15 protein-coding genes are annotated in these 21050 nt (G+C 36.7%); 12 read left to right on the top strand and 3 right to left on the bottom strand.

Going from position 1 to position 21050, the window contains the following annotated elements; translation table 11 throughout:
- Window positions 1–47: 47 nt before the first annotated feature.
- Window positions 48–1415, bottom strand: coding sequence for a L,D-transpeptidase family protein (locus tag MVE64_RS27760; protein WP_345740799.1), 1368 nt, complete (start codon window positions 1413–1415; stop codon window positions 48–50).
- 335 nt (window positions 1416–1750) lie between these two features.
- On the opposite strand from MVE64_RS27760, the gene MVE64_RS10885 reads away from it, so the two are divergent.
- Entirely contained in the window at window positions 1751–4102 is a 2352-nt protein-coding gene (locus tag MVE64_RS10885; RefSeq protein ID WP_247346397.1) for a 5'-nucleotidase C-terminal domain-containing protein, read from the top strand.
- 133 nt (window positions 4103–4235) lie between these two features.
- On the top strand, window positions 4236–5798 hold the full coding sequence (locus MVE64_RS10880) for an N-acetylmuramoyl-L-alanine amidase (RefSeq protein ID WP_247346396.1): 1563 nt from the start codon (window positions 4236–4238) through the stop codon (window positions 5796–5798).
- A gap of 495 nt (window positions 5799–6293) precedes the next feature.
- On the opposite strand, the gene MVE64_RS10875 is transcribed toward MVE64_RS10880, so the two are convergent.
- Together MVE64_RS10875 and MVE64_RS10870 are read right to left on the bottom strand one after the other, a co-directional pair.
- Window positions 6294–7541: an efflux RND transporter periplasmic adaptor subunit gene (locus tag MVE64_RS10875; RefSeq protein WP_247346395.1), complete on the bottom strand. Its 1248-nt coding sequence runs from the start codon at window positions 7539–7541 to the stop codon at window positions 6294–6296.
- A 13-nt stretch (window positions 7542–7554) separates the two neighbouring features.
- On the bottom strand, window positions 7555–8112 hold the full coding sequence (locus tag MVE64_RS10870; RefSeq protein WP_247346394.1) for a hypothetical protein: 558 nt from the start codon (window positions 8110–8112) through the stop codon (window positions 7555–7557).
- Window positions 8113–8536: 424 nt separating this feature from the next.
- Between MVE64_RS10870 and MVE64_RS10865 the strand changes: the two genes are divergently transcribed.
- From MVE64_RS10865 to MVE64_RS10825, 10 genes are all read left to right on the top strand, one after another.
- Window positions 8537–9760, top strand: a complete 1224-nt coding sequence (locus MVE64_RS10865; protein WP_247346392.1) for a hypothetical protein — start codon at window positions 8537–8539, stop codon at window positions 9758–9760.
- A gap of 83 nt (window positions 9761–9843) precedes the next feature.
- Window positions 9844–11757 carry a fibronectin type III domain-containing protein gene (locus MVE64_RS10860; RefSeq protein WP_247346390.1) on the top strand — a complete coding sequence of 638 codons (1914 nt, stop codon included), beginning with the start codon at window positions 9844–9846 and terminating at the stop codon, window positions 11755–11757.
- The gene (locus tag MVE64_RS10855; RefSeq protein ID WP_247346389.1) at window positions 11747–13714 is read left to right on the top strand and encodes a fibronectin type III domain-containing protein; all 1968 of its coding nucleotides are present in this window, start codon (window positions 11747–11749) and stop codon (window positions 13712–13714) included. Before MVE64_RS10860 ends, MVE64_RS10855 begins: the two co-directional genes overlap by 11 nt.
- Before the next feature lie 322 nt (window positions 13715–14036).
- Window positions 14037–14381 carry a JAB domain-containing protein gene (locus tag MVE64_RS10850; RefSeq protein WP_345740831.1) on the top strand — a complete coding sequence of 115 codons (345 nt, stop codon included), beginning with the start codon at window positions 14037–14039 and terminating at the stop codon, window positions 14379–14381.
- Window positions 14382–14682: 301 nt separating this feature from the next.
- The gene (locus tag MVE64_RS27390; protein ID WP_281730475.1) at window positions 14683–14808 is read left to right on the top strand and encodes a hypothetical protein; all 126 of its coding nucleotides are present in this window, start codon (window positions 14683–14685) and stop codon (window positions 14806–14808) included.
- Between the two features lie 166 nt (window positions 14809–14974).
- Window positions 14975–15310: a hypothetical protein gene (locus tag MVE64_RS10845; RefSeq protein WP_247346387.1), complete on the top strand. Its 336-nt coding sequence runs from the start codon at window positions 14975–14977 to the stop codon at window positions 15308–15310.
- A gap of 455 nt (window positions 15311–15765) precedes the next feature.
- On the top strand, window positions 15766–16200 hold the full coding sequence (locus tag MVE64_RS10840) for a S8 family serine peptidase (protein WP_247346385.1): 435 nt from the start codon (window positions 15766–15768) through the stop codon (window positions 16198–16200).
- A 1-nt stretch (window position 16201) separates the two neighbouring features.
- Entirely contained in the window at window positions 16202–19222 is a 3021-nt protein-coding gene (locus MVE64_RS10835) for a S8 family peptidase (protein ID WP_247346383.1), read from the top strand.
- 222 nt (window positions 19223–19444) lie between these two features.
- Window positions 19445–19894, top strand: coding sequence for a hypothetical protein (locus tag MVE64_RS10830; protein ID WP_247346381.1), 450 nt, complete (start codon window positions 19445–19447; stop codon window positions 19892–19894).
- Between the two features lie 136 nt (window positions 19895–20030).
- Window positions 20031–21029: a hypothetical protein gene (locus tag MVE64_RS10825; protein WP_247346380.1), complete on the top strand. Its 999-nt coding sequence runs from the start codon at window positions 20031–20033 to the stop codon at window positions 21027–21029.
- Window positions 21030–21050 lie beyond the last annotated feature (21 nt).

Raw genomic sequence — 21050 nt, 5'->3', positions numbered from 1 at the left:
AAAAGGTGACTCATACACACGATATATGAGTCACCTTATTATGGTTTCTATAGTTTTGCTCGTAAGTTTTCTTCTAGCTTAGTTAGGTCTGAAGAAATACGACCTGGTAGGCTTCTATAGCCGCCTGCTTGCTTAATTTCGATCGCACGGCGCTTGAGTCGGTCTAGTTTTGAAAGCTCGCTCTTGGCTTGATCGATTTTATTAGATGAGATTAACACATCAATTTTTAGTAATAGGCGATAAATCGATACTTCATAAATGGTTCTTTCCACTGCGATTTTGGCAGGAGTGATGTATTGATCATTAAGTGCTTTACGATTGGCGCTTCCGTATACCTGACCAATTGCTACCTCTGTTGTTCTAATTTTGCGTGTGAAGGAATCGTATAGATTATTCACATTCGCTATGTTGGCACTACCGATGGCTTGATTAAAGTGGGTAAGAGATATTTGTGTAATCGTGCCTTGAACAGTTGCTTCAAGAGATTGAAGTGATCGGCCAATTTTAGGGTTTAGCGCTTCATAATTACCAGCATTTTTGATGGCAATAGCGCGTCGTTTTAAGCCTGCTAGCTTTGCGATCTCATTTTCTGCATGTGTTAATTTATTTTTTGAAAGGTGCTCCTCAACGGTCTTTAATAGTCGATATTGAGATATTTCATAAATGGTTCGTTCCACAGCTACTTTAGCAGGGCGAACATAGGTTGCTTCAAGCTGATCACGGTTGCTTTTTCCACTAACTTTTCCAATTGCGATTTCTGTTGCTCTTAATTGTTTAGTAAAACGGTCATATAGGCTATTCATATTTGTAACAGAGCCAGCATTCATTGCTGCTTGGTAATTTGATAATTCATTAAGAAGGGCGTTGCCTGCTTTTTGAGCATTCACTTTATTGAGTACATCTGGAGATAAATAGTTATGCTTCACTGCAAGCTCTTCAAAAGATGAACTTGAATTTGTGATCACAACTGTTGTGTATAATTCAACTTGCGAAAATAGCCAGCGTACTTCGCTATTGTGCATTCTCACACAACCAGAGCTAACATATCTTCCAATCGAGCTTTCATTACTGTTACCGTGAATCGCATATGTTGTTCCATATGTACCTCTTGCATCTAATCCAAGCCAGCGGTCTCCTAATGGGTTACGCGGATCTCCGCCAGGTATGTTTTTCGTATAATAAGGACGATTTTTGATTTTATTCACAATTCTAAATCTGCCCTCAGGAGTGTATGAGTCCTTTCTTCCAGTTGCTACATCAAATACTTTTACAAGCTTCCAGTTATCAAAAAATGCTAGTTTGTTAGTTGCTTTGTTAATAATGATAAATTGGTCATTTCCTGCTGCCTGCGCTGGTTGTTGGAATCCTAAAAAACATCCGATCACAAAAAGTAAAATTATCCCGATTTTCTTCAATACTCTCACCCACTAATTATTAGATTCTTTTTGTCTAGTATAAAGTTTACTAGATGAAAAAAATGTAAAAAACTGGAGCGAATGCTATGTGTTTTTGTAGATAGAAAGGTTTTATTTCGACATGCTCTTACTTGTTGCTTTCCTCTCATTTTTCATAAGAAAACCAAAATAAATTTCAAAATAGTAAGTAAAAAGTAAGATATATTTTCTAACTTATGACTAGTAAACTAGTAAGTTGTATACTATACTCATTTTGGGATGAAGGATAACGTCTTCTCCAGTTTTTGATTGTGGCTGTTTTTTATCAAACGAATGAAAAAGGGGAGCTTTTTTTAATGAAAAAAACAAAAAAAGTATCACAAGTAGTAGCTACTTCAGCAATTGTCACAGCAGCTTTTGTCGCGGCAGGTCCACAGGCGGAGGCAGCAACAAACGTTCAAAGCGTTGTCGCAGAGGCGCATGTTTCAGCGAATAAGCTAGTAAAGTTTTATGATGTGAGAAATCAACAAAACGTTGCGATATCAACGGACTTTTCTATAGCATATGCAAAAGCAAGTGAAGATATTAAAAAAGCTGAAAAAGCGGTGCAGCAACTAAAAGATGGTTCAGAAAAGAAAAATCTAATAGCGCAGCTTGATGTAGCCAAAGATAAATTGTTAAAAGCAGCTAGAATCATTGATGCAATTAAAACTGGACAAGATCTACAAGCATTACAAGAGACGTTAAACGGACTTGTTGAAGCTGATACATTAAATACAGAGCTTGTTGACGCGTATCATGCATTATCCTTACAAATGAGCAAAGCGGAAAGAGTATTCAGTAAGGTGTATGGTGAAGGAAATCGACAAGTGATTCGCGACGCATTTTTAGTAGATGCAAAAATTGCAAAAGAAACGGTTATTTACGAAGTTTCTATGCATACCCTACAAAATCAAATCGATCAATTATTAGTAGACAATAAAATAGATGAAGCGAAGGCTGCTTACGAAAAGCTCAATCGCTTAGAAACAAGAGCCGTTAAGATTAAAGAAGCAGGAAATAAATTACACCCAGGTAAGTACCCGAATCTACCTGAAATGGCGCAAAAAGCAAAAGAACGTAAAGACAAGATCAAAGAAAAGCTTCCATTTGAATTATCTCTTATGCATACAAATGATACACATGCACACATCGAAAACATCGCAAAGTTTGTAACAGCTGTGAATGAAGTAAGAGCGGAAAATCCAGAAGCACTTTTACTAAACGCAGGAGATGTTTTCTCTGGAACTCTGTACTTCAATGAATTCAAAGGACAAGCAGACCTTGAATTTATGAATCTAGTAAAATATGATCTTATGACGTTTGGTAACCATGAGTTTGACCTGGGTTCAAGCCCTGAAGGACATAAGGCATTAGCTGATTTTGTGAAAGGTGCCGAGTTCCCATTTGTTAGCACGAACGTTGACTTTTCAGCGGATGAGAACATGAAGGATCTATTTCATGATGAAATTACTGAAGAGCCTGCTAATGGTCAAGCTTATAGTGGTGTTATCAAAGAAGTTAACGGTGAAAAAGTTGGTTTCTTCGGTTTAACTACAGAAGAAACAGCGGATATTTCAAGCCCAGGTAGTGTTGTTTTTGAAGATTACATTGCTGAAGCTGAGAAAGCAGTTGCAGCATTTGAAGCGCAGGGAATTAACAAGATTATTGCGATTACACATATCGGCTATGATGACAATGTAGAATATGATAATGACCTTGAGCTTGCGAAAATGGTAGATGGTATTGACATTATTGTTGGTGGTCATAGTCATACGAAGCTAGACACTGGTACTGTTGTTAACAAAGACGAAGCAGGTGTAGAAAAGGACCCAACTTTAATTGTTCAAGCTAGCCAATACGGTGAATATCTAGGTACTGTAGATGTTGAATTTAATAATGAAGGTATCATTACAAATGAAGCAGCTCAGCTAATTAAAGTAGCTGATAAAGAAGAAAATGCAGAAGCAGCAGAATTGCTGAAGAAATATTCTGATCAAATCGCTACAATCAGAGACACTTCAACAGGTGCAACAGCAGCAAAAGAACTATCAAATCCACGGACAACAGCTGAAGATCCAACAGCACCAAGTGTACGTAACAGTGAGACAGAATTAGGTAACTTGATCACAGATGGTATGCTAGCTAAAGCGAAACAATTTAAGCCAAATACAGTCATTGCGATGCAAAATAGTGGCGGAATTCGTGCTTCTATTGATGCGGGTGAAATTACGTTAGGTGATGTGTTAACCGTATTACCATTTGGAAACACACTAGCAACAATGAACCTAACTGGAGCGGAAATCTTAACTGCCCTTGAACACAGCGTAGGACAAGCACCAAACGAAAGCGGTGGATTCTTACATGTTTCAGGCATGAAATTCACATATGATAGCAGCAAGCCAAAAGGTGAGCGTATCGTAACAGTAGAAGTAGAAGAAACGGAAGGTAACTTCGTTCAACTTGATCCAGCAAAAGAATACGCAATCGCAACAAATGCCTTCACAGCAAAAGGTGGAGACGGCTATACAGTCTTCGCTGATGCATACGCTGCAGGACGCGTAACAGACTTAGGTTTATCTGATTGGGAGAACTTAAGAGATTATGTGGCGAATCTTGTGACGGTTGAACCGGTGATTGAAGGTCGTATTACGGATGTAGCTGAATAATGTAGTTCTTAACCAAGCCTTGCTCATTAGAACTAGGGCTTGGTTTTTTGTTGTAATTTTTTTACATAAGCACTAAATATCAACATTCCTTTGCCGATAATATAGTTGGATATGAAAGTTCGGAGGGGAACAAATGAATAAAAAGATAGTAAACATCATACTTGGACTAATATTAGTGGTTGGTATTTTTCATCCAAATTCTAAAGCACAAGCCGCTGAATCTAAGGTTATCTGTATTGACCCAGGTCATCAACGAAAAGGTAATAATACGAAAGAACCAAACGCACCAGGGTCTAAAACAATGAAAGCTAAAGTATCTTCAGGTACACAAGGCGTTTCAACGAAAAAGCCAGAATATGTGCTAGTTTTAGAAATCTCTAAAAAGCTAGAAGAGAAGTTAAAAGAACGAGGCTATCAGGTATATATGACAAGAACACATCATGATGTGAATTTAAGCAATGTGGATCGCGCACAGTTTTGTAATGCAAAAAGTGCAGATTTAACAATCCGAGTTCATGCAGATGGAAGCACAAACAGAAATATAACAGGTATTCATGTTTTATATCCATCAGGCTCATATACAAAAAGCATCAATGAAAAAAGTAAACTAGCAGCCACTCACATGATTAATGAAGTGATCAAGTCAACCAGTGCCAATAAGGCGAATGGCGACGGTTTATCACCGCGAACTGATATCACGGGCTTTAACTGGGCAAAACAACCTGTTGTTCTTCCAGAAGTAGGGTTTATGTCAAATCCAGAGGAAGATCAAAAGCTATCAACAAATGCCTATCAAGAAAAGCTTGCTGAAGGAATGGCGAACGGAGTTGATCGCTTCTTTGGTTTGAATGGCTCTGCTTCAGCTGAAGGGGAAAAATTACTTCAGCAGTTAGCAGCTTATAACAAAGCGATTGAAGCTGGAGATATTAATAAGGTAAATACACTCTATGACTCTTTAACTAAGAGATTGAAAAATGTAGAAATGAAAATTGGTAAAGTCTCAGGTTCCTCTAATCGTGCTAACTTAAATGAACGGTATGTAAGGCCTGCGAAAGTTGCGGTAGAAAGAACGATTTTTGAGGTTTCACAATATCGTCTATTAGATGCGATTCAATCAACTATTAATGAGGGAAATGAAAACCAAGCCATCAGTGAAACAAAGAAGCTTGAGCGTTTAAAGAAAAGAGCAATTGGCATTAAGCAGTCAGGTGGATATCAATCGCTACCTAGTAAAATAAATGCCGACTTAAGAAAAAGTGAAGCTGAGACACAGGGTGCGTTGTTAACCCGTTTACTAAATAGATATAACCAAGCGATTAACAATGGAGATCTTTATGTAGTGGACGGCCAATATGATCAACTAACAGCACAGCTTCGCTTAACGGAAGTGAAAATTGGACAAGTTGGTGGAGCTTCAAATCGACAGGCATTAAATACTACCTATGTTAGACCTGCAAAAATTGCCGTAGAACGGACAATTTATGAAGTTTCGCAGCTTAGATTAATAGAAGTAATGCGGAAATTGACTGCCGAAAATCAGTTAGTGAAGGCTGAGGCAAATTTATCTGTCTTAGAACGTCTGAAAGGTAGAGCGGATGCGATTAAGCAGGTAGGTGGATATGAGTTACTGCCGGTAATGATTGAGGAAACATTGGAAGAAGTTGAGAAAGAAGTTCGGGTGATTGTTACACGCTGAATCATAACCAATAAGAAACCTGAGTTTCTACTATTAAGTAATTCGGTTTTCGAGTACAAAAGCTTAATTAGCATTCTTTTAACAGGATGGCAAAATTAGTGTCAGTGTGCGAGGAGATTGATGTACTGAAAGTGGCAGGGTTATGGTAGTTAAGACTCTCTGATGTTATTCATTGTTGATTTTTTCGAAGAAATACAGCAATTAATAGGCGGAAAAATTCCGGTTATAGTATACAATAGATGCTTAAAAGGCCGATATAAGCGGAGTAATTCCCCTTATTTTGTGAAAAATGCTGGTATTTCTCTATTTAGACGGAATTTTTCCGTTTATCTTTTGAAATTTAGTAAAAGTTCTATGCAAAATAATGTAAAAATGCTTGGAGTCACAATGTTCCAAGCATTTTTGCTAATCTAAGTGCGAATAGTAAAATTATTTCTAATTTTGCACTTCAAAAACTAAAACCCGAGTATCTCTTACATACTCGGGTTTTTCTAATTATCTCTCAACCAAACCAATCAATATATATTTCCATACTTCACGAGAAGTAAAGTCCTTCAAAGCGGCCTTTGTAATCTGCTTCGGCTTCATTTCGGTTACAAAGCTAGTGTTAGTTTGAGGTGATTTCTCTGGACTGAGCATCGTAACTTCTCCAATGTCAGAACCTTTAACAATCTCCGTATAACCATCAAAACTCAAACCTTTTTCAACCGTTTTCTTCTTAATTTGTCCATCTTCATTTAACTGATAAACATAAGAAGTTTTCTTTCCATGAATCGCTCCATCACGTATTGCCGGTACATCAATTGCTTCTGCCGTTACAACAGAAACCGTTGTTTTTGTCCCGATTGGTGCTGTTTCTGGCTGTTCAAGAATGCTTGCAACAAAGTTATACGCATTTTCCTTGTCAATTGCTGGTTCATTGACTGGATATGGATTGATTTTATCAAGTGTTCCTTCGAGCTTCTTGTTCTCGCCAGAAGCAGTTGCAGTCAATTTCATACCAGTTTCAGCTTTTTTTAGTTGCTGTTCTGAAAATTCTCCTTCAATCGCTAATTCATTTGATGCGATTGTAATAATAGGGTTTCCGAGATTTTTATTAACTTCAACAACAACTCCGTCGATATTACTGACCATAGAGGCCGAATTTTCTTGTTCATTAATGTTGTCTAACTGATTTTCGTACTTCGTCTTTTGTTCTTCAAGCTTTCGTTTTTCAAGCTCCTGCTTATAAATTTCCTGCTCAATTGTGCTTTCAATCATTTCAGAGGATGCATGTACATCAATCTTTAATCCATCTTCCAGAATAGAGTCTACCTCTATTTCAGATGTGGTAGTAGGGATGGAGCTTTGATAGTCTTCTAGAGAGTCGATGTAGTCTTCAACACCTTCTATTTCACCCTCAACCTGTGTGATTTCTGTTTCGAGCGTTTCTTTCAAAGAATCGATTTCAGGTGATGTATATAAAAATAAAGGAGTTCCGATCGCCACTTCATCTCCTTCTTCTACAAGAAATTGCTGAAATTCAATGTTTTCCAGTGGAAGATATACATCCTGTTCTTCCTTCGGGACCAAGATCCCATCTGTTTCAAACGTCTCAACAATGTCTCGTTCCTGTACTCGAGACCATTTTTCAACATGAACGGTATGCTGAACCTTACTATCTTCTTTAAAAATTAAATAAACGTTTGTTCCAATAAATCCGATCACAATAACTGCTAACACAATACTTACCCATCTTTTCATATCTTCCACCTCCTTAGAATAATACAGGGATTTTAATGAATGCCATTAACCCTGTTAGTAGCCAAGATATTAGGTAGAACAAAATCAAAAGAGTAAGAGCAACATATCTATTTTTTTCACTAAGAGATGCTAAGTAATAGTATTGAAGCATTAATGCTACTAGATGAAACAATGTGATGGAACCGAAAAAAGAGTTCCAATACTCATGTTCAAATGCGTATTGACTAAGTACACCAAAAGAAAAAGGATTGCTTACCAGATTTAGATCAAGTAAAACCAAAACTGGCATTGTTACAATTTGTCCAAGTAGTAGAAAAGCAAATCCAAACGATTGCACGATGACTACTTTTATATAAGGGATTTCTAGAAAGATCCAAAAAAATATGGAGGCAAACCAGATAAAAAGGGTTGGATACAGAATGCTAGAAATAAGCTTTCCGCCAAGTAATAGAAGTTTGCCAGATTCATATTCTGATAACGTATAATTTGTAATATTTCCAGAATAAGTTTCCGTTCCGATTCCGAAATATGTACTGGTTGCATAAGTGATTAAGCATAAAACATATAGCAAAATCAGTTTGGGGAAAACTCCTTTGATAGCTTCTGCTTTCTGTAGTTGATAAAGGCTGATTTGTGGTCTAAATAAATTTCACTATGTTCAAATGGTAATTCATTCTTGAGCTCCTTTTAAAAATATGTCTATATTTGTATTCTAACTTAATTTGCAGAGAATGGAAAATAGGTTTCATTACCTATGAGCAAATTAAAATATAGTTTTTTAGTTTTGATTATTTACTGAGAGATAGTTACTTACTAGATGGAATGATTAAGAAGTTAGTTGTGAATAATCCTTTTTTACTATAAATGTTAGTGGGAAACCCCTTTAAAACACAATTTTACCAATTTTCTTCAAGAAAAATACATATTATTACACACTTATTGTATAAATGTGGTAATATAACTAGGTGGAAAATACTAGTATAGGAGTGTTTATTTTGAAGAAAAAGAAAAAAATGAAAAAACAACTTATGCAAGCAGCAGCGGTTACCGCTTTAACAGGGGCAGCATTTGTAGCAGCTGGACCAGCTGATGCATCTGCAGCAACTGATGTTTCAAAGCTAGTTAAACAAGCCTATGATTCTTCCAATCAATTAAAAGGATACTACGACCTAAGTAAAGTAAAAAGTATCAGCCTTTCTAAGGAATTCATCAGTGCTTATAACAAAGCGAAGAAGGATATTGAAGTAGCTGAAAAAGCACTTGCGAACGTATCCTCAAATAAAAGTGCTCTTGTTGCTCAGTTAGATGCAGCAAAAAATACTCAGTCAAAAGCAGCAAGATTAATTGACGCAATTAAAGTTGGAGATGCACTAATTGCTAAAACAAATGAATTAACACAATACATAAACGAAGATGTTATTGATGAAGATATGGTTGAAACATACCATGAATTATCAGCAGATATTAATAGAGCAGAACGTGTTTTTAGTAAAGTATACGGTGAACAAAACCGTGAATTAGTACGTGGTAAATTCCTTCTAGATGCAAAGATTGCTAGAGAATCAGTGATCTATGAAGTTTCACGCTACACTTTACAAGATCTTATCACTCGACAGTTAGAAGAAGGTAAAGTTGCAGAAGCTGAAGAAAACTTCGAAAAATTAGACCGTCTCGAAAAAAGAGCTGTTGAGATCAAAGCAGAAGGAAACAAACTTCACCCAGGAAAATACCCAGAATTAAAGAAAATGGCTGATTCTTTAAAAGAAGCCAAAGAAGTAATTGAAAGTGGTTTTACAATTAATGTAGAAGCAACTTCAACAGATGCCAGTAAGCCGACTGTTTACGGAGAAGATGAAGTTCAAACAATTGAAAAAGATATCGTTGTTACAGTTGCTGAAGGTACATTCATTGAGTTGAAGAACCTTGAGGTAAAAGGAGATATCATTCTTAGAGGTGTAGACGGTTCCGCTGGTAAAGTTACATTAACAAACGTCAATGTAACAGGAAGTGTCAAAGTTGAGGAACAAAAAGTTGTATCAACAACTAAAGGGATAGCAAGCATCTTAGATATTCCAGTACCTATCCAATTGATCCTTGGAAAAACTAGCATCATTGGTGAACTAGTGCTTAATCAAAGTGCAAATATCACAGCAGAAACTGGCGTGAAAATCCCATCCCTAGTAATTAGCCTCCTCAAGGTCTTGGAGTTGTTTCCTTAAATGGAGATCTATCATCTTCTAAGGTAACAGTAGGCGGACTAGGTGCAGAGGTTAAATTAGGTGCAAGCGCTAAAGTATTAGAGATGATTCTTAATGCTAAAGCAACAATTGATGCAGAAAATGGTGCATTATTACAATCTCTTCAAGTTGAGACGAAAGATAAAAATTCTCTGGTTCTGTTAAAAGGGGATTTATCTTCTACGCTTGTAAAAATTAATAATAGTAATGCTGCAATTTCAGTTGCAGAGAATGCAGTTGTTAAGAAGATTGAGAAGGATAAGTCAGTAACAGATGAGATTGTTGTTGATAATAAAGGTAGAGTTGAGGATTCGGATGGGGTTGAGGTGCCGAATAATACTACTGTGCCGCCGGTGAGTTCTGGTGGTGGCTCGGGTTCTAGTGGTGACCAAACTACGCCTGTTGCTGGAGCAACTGGTACGATCACAGCGGCATCAGTTACTCAAACATCACTTAATTTGAATTGGACTAAGGCTACTGATAATGTAACTTCTCAATCAGACCTAAGATATTACGTTTATAGTTCAACATCAAATAATATTGGTTCAGTAGCTAATGCTGAAGCAAATGGTACGCTTATAAACTCAGGTGGAACGCTAAATATAAACACGTTGAATGTTACAGGATTAACTGCAGGAACTACGTATTACTTTAATGTTGTAGTAAGAGATTCGGCTGGGAATAAGGTAGCTTATACTACTGTTACTCAAGCTACGAGTGACCAAATTGCGGTAACAAAAACAGCATTAACAACAAAAGTTAATGAGGCAAAAGCAGTAACAAACGTAGCAGTATCAGTAGATGGATCAGACGTGCTAAAAACTGATAAATGGACTACACAAGTAGAACTAAATGCATTTAATCAAGCAATTGCAGCAGCTGAAGCAGTATTAGGTAATACAACAGCAACACAATCAGCTGTGGACCAAGCAGTAACTGATCTACAAACAGCAATGGGTGATTATGCAGCAGCACAAAAGGCTGGAACTAGCGTGGATGTTGTAGTATATGACACATTACCAGAGCAATTGTTAAATGCATACGATAATGCAAATTTACCAATCAGACATAAAACAGCAGCAGGTTTAGGGTTAATATCTAGTTTTGATGTTGAAACAAACACGATTAAGTTAAGTGGAAGAACAACTGTAGCTCAACTAGAATCAACAAATACTGGTACTCCTGGTGATGATGGCTATGTGCTATACGCTATCAATAGTCCAGAAGGGGTTTCTGATGTAGCGAAGATTGAATTACCAAGTGGTAATACGTATAATCTTGCAAATTTTACAACAGATGGTGACGATCGTTTAACAAATGGATACTTGTTAAATGAATTAATTTATGATGCAGATGCACAGGAAGGTGAGAAATTTGTAAAAAATACTGTAACTGTAAAATGGTTAGATGCAACTGATGAAGTAGTGGCAACTTCGACTTACACTATTGATGCATCCGCTGTTATTTTAGCCGTAGATGGTGTAGATACATCAGCATTAACAACAAAAGTTAATGAGGCAAAAGCAGTAACAAACGTAGCAGTATCAGAAGAAGGATCAGATGTATTAACAACAGCAAAATGGACAACACAAGCAGAACTAGATGCATTTACTGGAGCGATTACAGTAGCAGAAGCAGTAGTAGCTGACACAAACGCAACACAAGGTGAGGTAGACCAAGCAGTAGCAGAGTTAAATACAGCGATTCAAACGTATAACAATGCAGTGAAGAATGGATTACTATCAGATGTAGAATTATATACAGATTTACCACAAGCATTATTAGAAGCTTATGATGAATCTCCTTATCCAATCTCTCATAAAACAGCAACTGGGTTAGGTTTAAACAGTGTAGTTAATAACGATACAAATACAATTACATTAACAGGTATAACTACGTTAGAAAAATTAGATACAACTGATGTAGCAACGAGTAATGGATATTTACAATACGCAGTAAATACACCTGATGAGGCTTGATGGAGCGACTAAGGTACGAGTATCAAGTGATACTATATATGACCTGCAAGACTATACAGTAAATCCACTAGATAATGGATTCTTACTAAGTACAAAGATCTATGACAAAGAGGAAAATAAATTCCTATTAGCTAATCTCGAATTAGAGTGGTTAGATGCGAATAATAATGTAATTGGAAAAGCGACATACGTTATTGATGCAACTGCGGTAAATTTGGACCAACCTGCTATAACGCCAGTAACAGGAGTGAACGTATCGACAACAGATACAGACACAGTGAATGCAGGTGGAGTAGAGAATACAATTAAATGGACAGATAGTTTGGCAGATGATATTGCATCTTACCGCATTGTAAGAGCTGAAGTAGATGATATTGAGGATGGAACTGCGACAGAAGTAGCAACTGATATAGCGGAAGGAACGCAAACGTACACAGATGATACAGCAGTAGCGGGTACAGAATACTTCTACTTTGTAGTAGCTGTAGATGGAGCAGGAAATGAAGGAGCACCAACAAATGGAACTTCAGTAACAACAGCTACAGATGAAGAAGATACAGAGGCACCAGCAGCAGTAACAGGAGTGAACGTATCGACAACAGATACAGACACATTGAATGCAGGTGGAGTAGAGAATACAATTAAATGGACAGATAGTTTGGCAGATGATATTGCATCTTACCGCATTGTAAGAGCTGAAGCAGATGATATTGAGGATGGAACTGCGACAGAAGTAGCAATTGATATAGCGGAAGGAACGCAAACGTACACAGATGATACAGCAGTAGCGGGTACAGAATATTTCTACTTTGTAGTAGCTGTAGATGGAGCAGGAAATGAAGGAGCACCAACAAATGGAACTTCAGTAACAACAGCTACAGATGAAGAAGATACAGAGGCACCAGCAGCAGTAACAGGAGTGAACGTATCGACAACAGATACAGACACATTGAATGCAGGTGGAGTAGAGAATACAATTAAATGGACAGATAGTTTGGCAGATGATATTGCATCTTACCGCATTGTAAGAGCTGAAGCAGATGATATTGAGGATGGAACTGCGACAGAAGTAGCAATTGATATAGCGGAAGGAACGCAAACGTACACAGATGATACAGCAGTAGCGGGTACAGAATATTTCTACTTTGTAGTAGCTGTAGATGGAGCAGGAAATGAAGGAGCACCAACAAATGGAACTTCAGTAACAACAGCTACAGATGAAGAAGATACAGAGGCACCAGCAGCAGTAACAGGAGTGAACGTATCGACAACAGATACAGACACATTGAATGCAGGTGGAGTAGAGAATACAATTAAATGGACAGATAGTTTGGCAGATGATATTGCATCTTACCGCATTGTAAGAGCTGAAGCAGATGATATTGAGGATGGAACTGCGACAGAAGTAGCAACTGATATAGCGGAAGGAACGCAAACGTACACAGATGATACAGCAGTAGCGGGTACAGAATACTTCTACTTTGTAGTAGCTGTGGATGGAGCAGGAAATGAAGGAGCACCAACAAATGGAACTTCAGTAACAACAGCTACAGATGAAGAAGATACAGAGGCACCAGCAGTAGCCAACAAAGTTACAGAAGAAACTGCAACATCAGTAACAGTAACAGTAACAGAAGCAGGAAATGTTTATATCAGCAGTTCAGAAACACAAATCAACACTGGAAGTGATTCACTATCGGCATGGGATGTAAGCGGCAATTCAGGCGAATTAACAGCGGCAACAGTTGCATCTAACTTGAGTGGTGGCGGAACTATTGTATTTACTTTAGATGACACAACAAGTACTGAACATACAGGTGTAACTATTACTATAGACTTAAGTCAAATTGTTGATGAAGCAGGAAATGCTTTAATTAATGATACAACAGCAGCTAATACTGTTCTGACAATTACAGAAGATGGAGCTACTTGGAGTGCTGTACTAGGAGAATCTTAAAAATAATTATTTATATACAAATATTTGGGAGTTATCATAACATGGTAACTCTCATTCTTTTTTTATAATTCGTAACAAACAAGACTTCAACCATATATTATATTCATAGATTAGTTATTCTAATAAAGCTCTAATTCCTTGTGAGGGATTAGAGCTATTTTTATTTTAGGAGGAATGTGAGATGGGAAAGTATGATTACACCGAGCAGTTACTGCTGCCATTTGTTGATGTTGTGAAGGAGGAGAAGCAGGAGCCAGCGAAGTGAGTGAACATTGTGAGTGTGAAGTAAGCAAGGGAATCTTTACTTTACAAGAAACGTAGAATTACAAGTCCAAGTCCAGAAGACGCTTATGAGCTATTTAAACAATTTCTTGATCAAGTAGATCAAGAGTATTTTGTTGAACTGTGCTTAGATACGAAAAATCAACCTACGAACATCAATGTGTGTCACGTAGGAAGTTTGAATGCAAGTATTGTCAGTTGTAGTGAAGTATTCAAGTCTGCTATATCGTCTAATTCAAATGCTATCATTGTATGTCATGTACACCTCCCAATGATCCCACACCATCAAGGTAAGATGTTGAGGTTGCAAAACGGTCAAATTAAGGTGGATAACGCTATTAACGAAAAAATTACGCATCCAGTAATGGGTGAGGGAATGTGTTAATGATTTCAAATGATGGAGTAACGTCCTAAAGGGAACAAACGAGGTCGACTAGCACGAACTAAGGGGTAAGACTTATCGTGTTAGAGGCCTGATGTCAAGGTAGGACAACTTGCCGTAACAGGTAAAGCTGATGAAAGCTGGTCCAAGGGGAACGATGCAAGTCATACTGCTAGTGTCCGAGTAAGTATAGTGAGAATGTTTAACAATGCTAACGAAAGTCCGTGAGACCGACGGAAATTCCGAATGTAGGAGTCTAAACGATGAATGCGTAGAATTGTGCATAACCTTAAGGGAATGTTAGATGTGTATGGGTAAGATTTTACTTTATGAATATCCATACAACATTACAGTTGTTGAGAAGCAACCAGGATTAGAGGAAGCATCTAAGTTATTCAATGGGTTAACATATTTCAACGTGGAGGGATAGCCATTAGTCTAACAGAAGGTTAATCAACTTCTTATTAATAGCTTTTAAAACGGTTATCAAAGTTCTTGTAAGACTAAGAAAGTTTTATCTCCTTAAAATATTTGAGGAGGTAAGCGACTTGGAGAAACGTATGAAGCTAAGGTAAAGGTAAAATGAGTTCTATGATATGCAAGGTATTTTCGAAACATTTTACTCCAAAAGCCAAGAAGGACAAAATATTTACCATATTATTGAAATTATGGCAATTGAAAAAAATATTCGTTTAGCATATAGGAACTTTAAAAGAAGTACAGGAAGCAAAACAGCTGGAGTAGATAGGCTAACAAAGAAACTAGGTTACTATGTTCCGGTTAGTGAGATCGGATATATTGATGAAACTTTCCAGTTGTATTTTGTTGAGAATAAGATACTAGTAAAGAAATTATATGGAAAACTTCATGAAGGCGAACTAGAAGTATTAGCTTGGTGCAGAGGAATCAGGTCTGTCATATGTTATAGATGAACAGGCATCAAGATCATTAATGAAGACATTTCTACTTCAACCTATTGGTAATGGTAATGTTTCATTAGAAGAAATTGTTTAAAAATTAATACAAAAAGGAGTGCCATAATCCAGCACTCAAAAAGGTAACACACACATATATAGAATACCCACCCCAACCAAAATTTATGTCCGTACTCAAGAGGTAAATTAATAAAAGTTATCAAATCTATATAATACCCCCAATAGTAACATCAACAATCACCCCCTCATCATTTACAAAGCTCCACCAATTTCCTTAATTTATAATTAAATAGTCTAAAAGTACCGCAAACCCCATAGCACCAACGATTCACCCCCCTCCCAAAGTGCCATTTTACCAAAATGAAAAAAATTCTCATTTAAAAAGGAGGAAAAAAAGGAATTATGTCGTAAAGTAATAAGTGGACGTATTAAAAAAGAAAGTGGGTAGGCACATGAAAAGTTTTAAGAAAGCAGGCGTTATGGCATTTGCTTTAGCTTTGACTTTTTCCTCTGTGGGACAAAGTCAGGTAAGTTATGCGACGAGTCAGCCAGAGCAAGCACAAAAGAGTTATAACGAAGCATTAAGCAAGCTTGGATTTAAGAATTCAAGTGTACAATCTCTTCCAACATCTAAAGGTGAGGATGAAGTGTACTTTGAGGACCTTTTAGTCGTTAAGTACAAAAAGGGAATTTCCTCTAATACTCATAAAAAAATGGGTACAACTTTAGTGAAGAAAGTAAGCAGTCTTCAATATGACGTTGTTCGAGTAACGAATAAGAAGAATCTTGATAAAATTGCAGCAGATTATATGAAACGTGCTGATGTTCAATCGGTTTCTAAGAGTGCTAAAATCTCTAAGCTTGGTTTACCGGACCAAAAGATCTGAGATGTATCATTTAGATAATCTTAAAATGGATGATGCTACAAAACTAGCAGGTAAAAACAAAGTGAAAGTAGCTGTTGTTGATACGGGTGTTGATGCAAATCATCCTGAATTAAAGAATAAGATCGTTTATAACTATAATGTTATGGATCCTATGAAAAAGGGTGCAACAGATTTACATGGTACACATGTAGCTGGAATTATTGCTGCTGAGAAGAACAATGAAGTGGGTGGCTATGGAGTTAACCCAAATGTTCAAATCGTATCGATTGATGTATTTAATCGCTCAATGTTTGCAAGTGATTATTCTGTTGCAGAAGGAATTTTAGAGGCGGTTAAACAAAAGGTACAAGTTATTAACCTAAGCCTTGGATCAACAGTTCCTTCTCCAATTATTAAAGAAGCAATTGATAAAGCAATTGAAGCAAATATTACAGTTGTTGCAGCAGCAGGTAATAGTGGCTCTGAAATGCTAGAATATCCAGCGTCATTCAATGGTGTTATTAGCGTTGGGGCAACTAATGAAGAAAATCAGCTAGCTGAATTCTCAACTTATGGTTCATCTGTTGATGTAGTTGCACCAGGTCAAGACATCTATAGCTCAGCTTATGATGCAGAACGCGGTTCAACATTTATGAAGCTTGATGGAACTTCAATGGCTTCACCTGTGGTAGCTGGGACAGTTTCACTACTTTTATCGAAAAATCCTAAATTAACACCACAACAAGTTCAGTACATCCTAAATACAACTGCAACAGATTTAGGTAGCAGAGGGTATGATACTACTTATGGATTTGGTTTAATCAATCCTATTAATGCTTTAAAATATGATACTTCCAAAATACCAGCAGTACAAAAAGTATCAGAGAATCAATTAGTAGAAAAAGCAAAAAAACTTGATGGTGAAGGAAAATCTGTTCAAAAAGGAGCTATTACGAAGCTTTATCAAACAGATTACTATCAATTGCCTGTAAATGCAGGAGAATATGTACAAGTAAGCTTAGATCCTTACAAAAAGAATAATGACTATGAATATGAGCTTTATTTCTTCCCAGAAGGAGAAACAGAAGCAGCAGCTGAAAAGCTAACTGTAAACGATGTAACAGTTGGTGCAACAGAGGCTTCCTTATACAAAGCACCTGAAGCAGGAACGGTTGTGATTGGCGTTAAAGATGCACTGAAAAAATATAGTGAATCAGCAAAACAAACGTACACATTAACAGTTGAAAAAGTAGCTGAGTTACAAGAAGATGGTTTATCTGAAGAAAATATGGCTTCTATTACAAAGTTCCCATACAAATCAGGTAACCTATATTTCACTGAAGCAACACCACCCGTTTCAGAAGAAGAAACACCAGCTGAAGAAGAAGTTCCTGTTGATCCATTAGCGATCGGTGATAGTGACTTTTTCACGTTCTCTATTCCTGAAAGCAGTGATAGTTCAGAAACATACGAATTTAGTTCAACAGGTGTTCCTGGAATTGACGTTACCCTAAATCTTTATATGGTTGAGAAATTTGAGATGGATGGGGAAGTTATCGAAGAGAAGATGCTCTACGATGCGGTAAATGACAAAGGATATGGACAAGGTGAATCGTTCACATTTACTGGTATGCCTGGAGCTACTTATATTCTTGAAGTAACGAATAACCCATTATCTGAATTGTTAATGTGGGGATATTTAGATTCAGAACTAGATTTAACAAGAGGATTTTCTTCAAACATTCCTTATCAAGTAACACTTGATAAAGCTGTATTACCAGCTGATGAAGATCAGTTCCCTGAAGCTTCATATGATTACTCAGAGGAAGTAACTGAGGAATACGTGGAACAAGCTTATAGAACAAAAGATAGTATCCGAAATGGTATTTTAGAAGATTTATTGGCTTTACTAATGGGAGGGCAAGAAGATTATTATTCACTTGTTCCTGAGATAGCAATGCCATACACTTTGGATGAAGAAAAAACAGGCTATTTCCAATATAGTGGTGATGAAGATTGGTATTCTGTTGAGCTAGACAAAGCAGGATTATATGAAGTTTCTTATGATAGCAATGGAGCAGAAGCTGGAATTGAAATTTATCAGCAAGATCCTGAAACAGGTAGCTTTATTATGCTAGCGTCTAATCAATACTTTGATATGGTTGGAGTATCAATGAATGAGAAAACGTATGTGGGATTAAAAGCTGATCAAACATACTATATTAAGTTAGCAGATCCGAACTATCGTCCAAACTTTAACGAGTACACGTTCTCTGCCAAGTTTGTTGCTGAATCACCAGTTGATAAGCAAGAATCAAACGATGTTTATGCAGAAGCTACAGAGTTAAAACCAGGAACGATCACTGGTAACTTCTCAACAGAGCAAGATATGGACATGTTCTACTTCACACCGGATTCAAATGGTATTTACGGATATCAAGTACAACCAGTGGAAAGTAAAACAAATAGTAAATATCCTAAACAAATTCAAAGAGAATTAGATCCAGTTGTGTTTGTCATTGAGGACACAGATGGAGATGGAGAATTAGACGTCGAAGAAGAAGGTAAATTAACAATTACAGATTTCGGTTTCTCTGGTGATGAAGAACGTGGATCATTTAATGCTTCAAAAGGAAAAGGTTACTTTGTTGTATTGTTTGATTACTATGGAACATCATCATTCAAAGATTACAAGTTTACATTCGCTTCAGGAAATAAAGTGGATGAAGACAAAGGATCTGTGATTAAAAATAATGTTCCATCAAAACCTATATCTCTAAGCAAAGACAAGAGTGGGAAATTAACTGGTACAGGCTACTTAAATCCATCAACTGGTAAAGGTGATGTTGATTACTATAAGCTTGTGATTCCAAACGCAAAACAGAAATATAAAGTATCACTAGATGTACCAACGGATGTAGATGGTGTAATCAGCCTTTACGAGGCAAACGGAAAGCAAATTCTTAAAAAGGATCTTTATGGAAAAGGAGATTCTGAAGAATTTTATGTGAACCTGAAAAAGGAACTTACTTCTTTAAAGTAGAAGATAAAAATGGTAATGCTAGCATTTCACCATATAAGTTAACACTTCAATAAGGTTCTTAGGCCCTCTATGAGAGATTCATAGGGGGTCTTTTACGTTTAGAATTTTAATCAAACGTTTATTTATCAACATCTTTTTGACGATTTATAGTACTTTATTAATTTTGACCAATTTCGACATTGTTGATATCATATTGTTAATAAGTATAATGAGGTGATCATAATGAGAATGTTAGCTGTGTTATTTCTATTAACCTCCATTTTCCTTGCTGGATGTGGTACGGATGTTAAACAAAGCGCGAATGGATCAACTGAAGAAAATACAATAGAAGAAAACGAAACAACAGAAGCAACTGAAGAAGTAACAGAAACAGAAGAACCTCAAGAAGAATCAGAAGAAGTAACAGAAGAGGCTGAAGGGGAAGAAACAACGGAAGAACCTGCTGTTGAAGGTGAGCAAGTGAGCACTGAAAGCCTAGAAGGTGTCTATATTGGACAAGTTGATACACACAGCATTGAAGTCGACCATGCGGATCATGGACCGATGATCTTCCAAACATTAGAAGCAGATGTTGACTTTGATTCAATAAAAGATGGTAGTAATGTAACTCTTGAGTATTATGTTGATGAAAATGGTCTAAATGTCTTGAAAACTATTACAGTTGTGAATTAATTTTAAGGCCCCACAATAATTTGTGGGGGCTTTTTGTTCTATAAAATCAGAAATAAAAATGGTAAAAATGTTACACTCATCCTTTTGTTATTTAATGGTAAAATGGTTTAGCAGATTAATAAAAGGAGCGTGCAAAATGAAAAGATTCAATGTTATTCTATCTCTCATCTTTGCTTTTGTGCTTATGATACCAGCCACAGGTACATATGCTGCGTCGAACTCAGATTACCAGCGCGCAGTGAGTGCGGGAGAAGAATTGAAAAAGGAATTATCAAAGTTTAATAGCTATGTAAACTCTGGAAATTTATATAATGTGGATGCGCAATATGATGCTTTTACAAGAAAAATCCGAAATACAGAATTACTAATTGGAAAAGTATCAGGTTCTTCTAACAGAAATTACTTAAATACGACGTATGTTCGACCAGCTAAAGTAGCAAAAGAACGTGTAATTTATGAAATTTCTCAAATAAGATTGCTGTATATCATTGATAAACGCTTTGACTTAAATCAATTATCTGAAGCGGAAAGTGATTACGCAAAGCTTGAGAGGCTACAAAAAAGAGCGAAGCAAATCAAAGAAGCTGGAGGATACGATAGCCTACCAACTTCAATTAATCGTTCTTTAAACTGGTGGGAAAACTATATTGTTGAGCGGCTTAATGCGAATACAAGTAAAGAAATCGTACCATATGAAATAGGGACAATTCACGACTTTTTAGTTTACTTGAATCATGTTTACATCAATGATGAAGGTAGTTTACTTGAGCTAAAAGGATGGACGATGGAACCAGTTGGTGAAGATGATTTCGGCTTTTTCCTTAGATCCTTTTCTAGGTCTAGTTTAGAAAAATTAGATGAAATCAATGCAAAAGGAAATGATGAAGCTGTAAGAGAATGGGCAACTAACATTGTGAATGCAATTGATTATTTCTCTACTGAAAATGGAGCTGTGTGGTATGCAGATGCTTCTTCTGCTTGCCAAGGCTATGTACCTTCTTCGTTCCCTGAAGATTCATATTGGTATTATGTAGGATCATGTGGCTACACCTTCAATGTTTTTAATGCTGATTTTGAAAATAAAACACCAAGTGTATTTTATGATTGGTATTTAGAAAATAAAGATAATTATTAATATAAGCAGGGCAGCCTAGAA

The sequence above is a fragment of the Metabacillus endolithicus genome (genome assembly GCF_023078335.1).
Lineage (GTDB): Bacteria > Bacillota > Bacilli > Bacillales > Bacillaceae > Metabacillus > Metabacillus endolithicus.
This window is presented reverse-complemented; position numbering and strand designations above follow the sequence as displayed.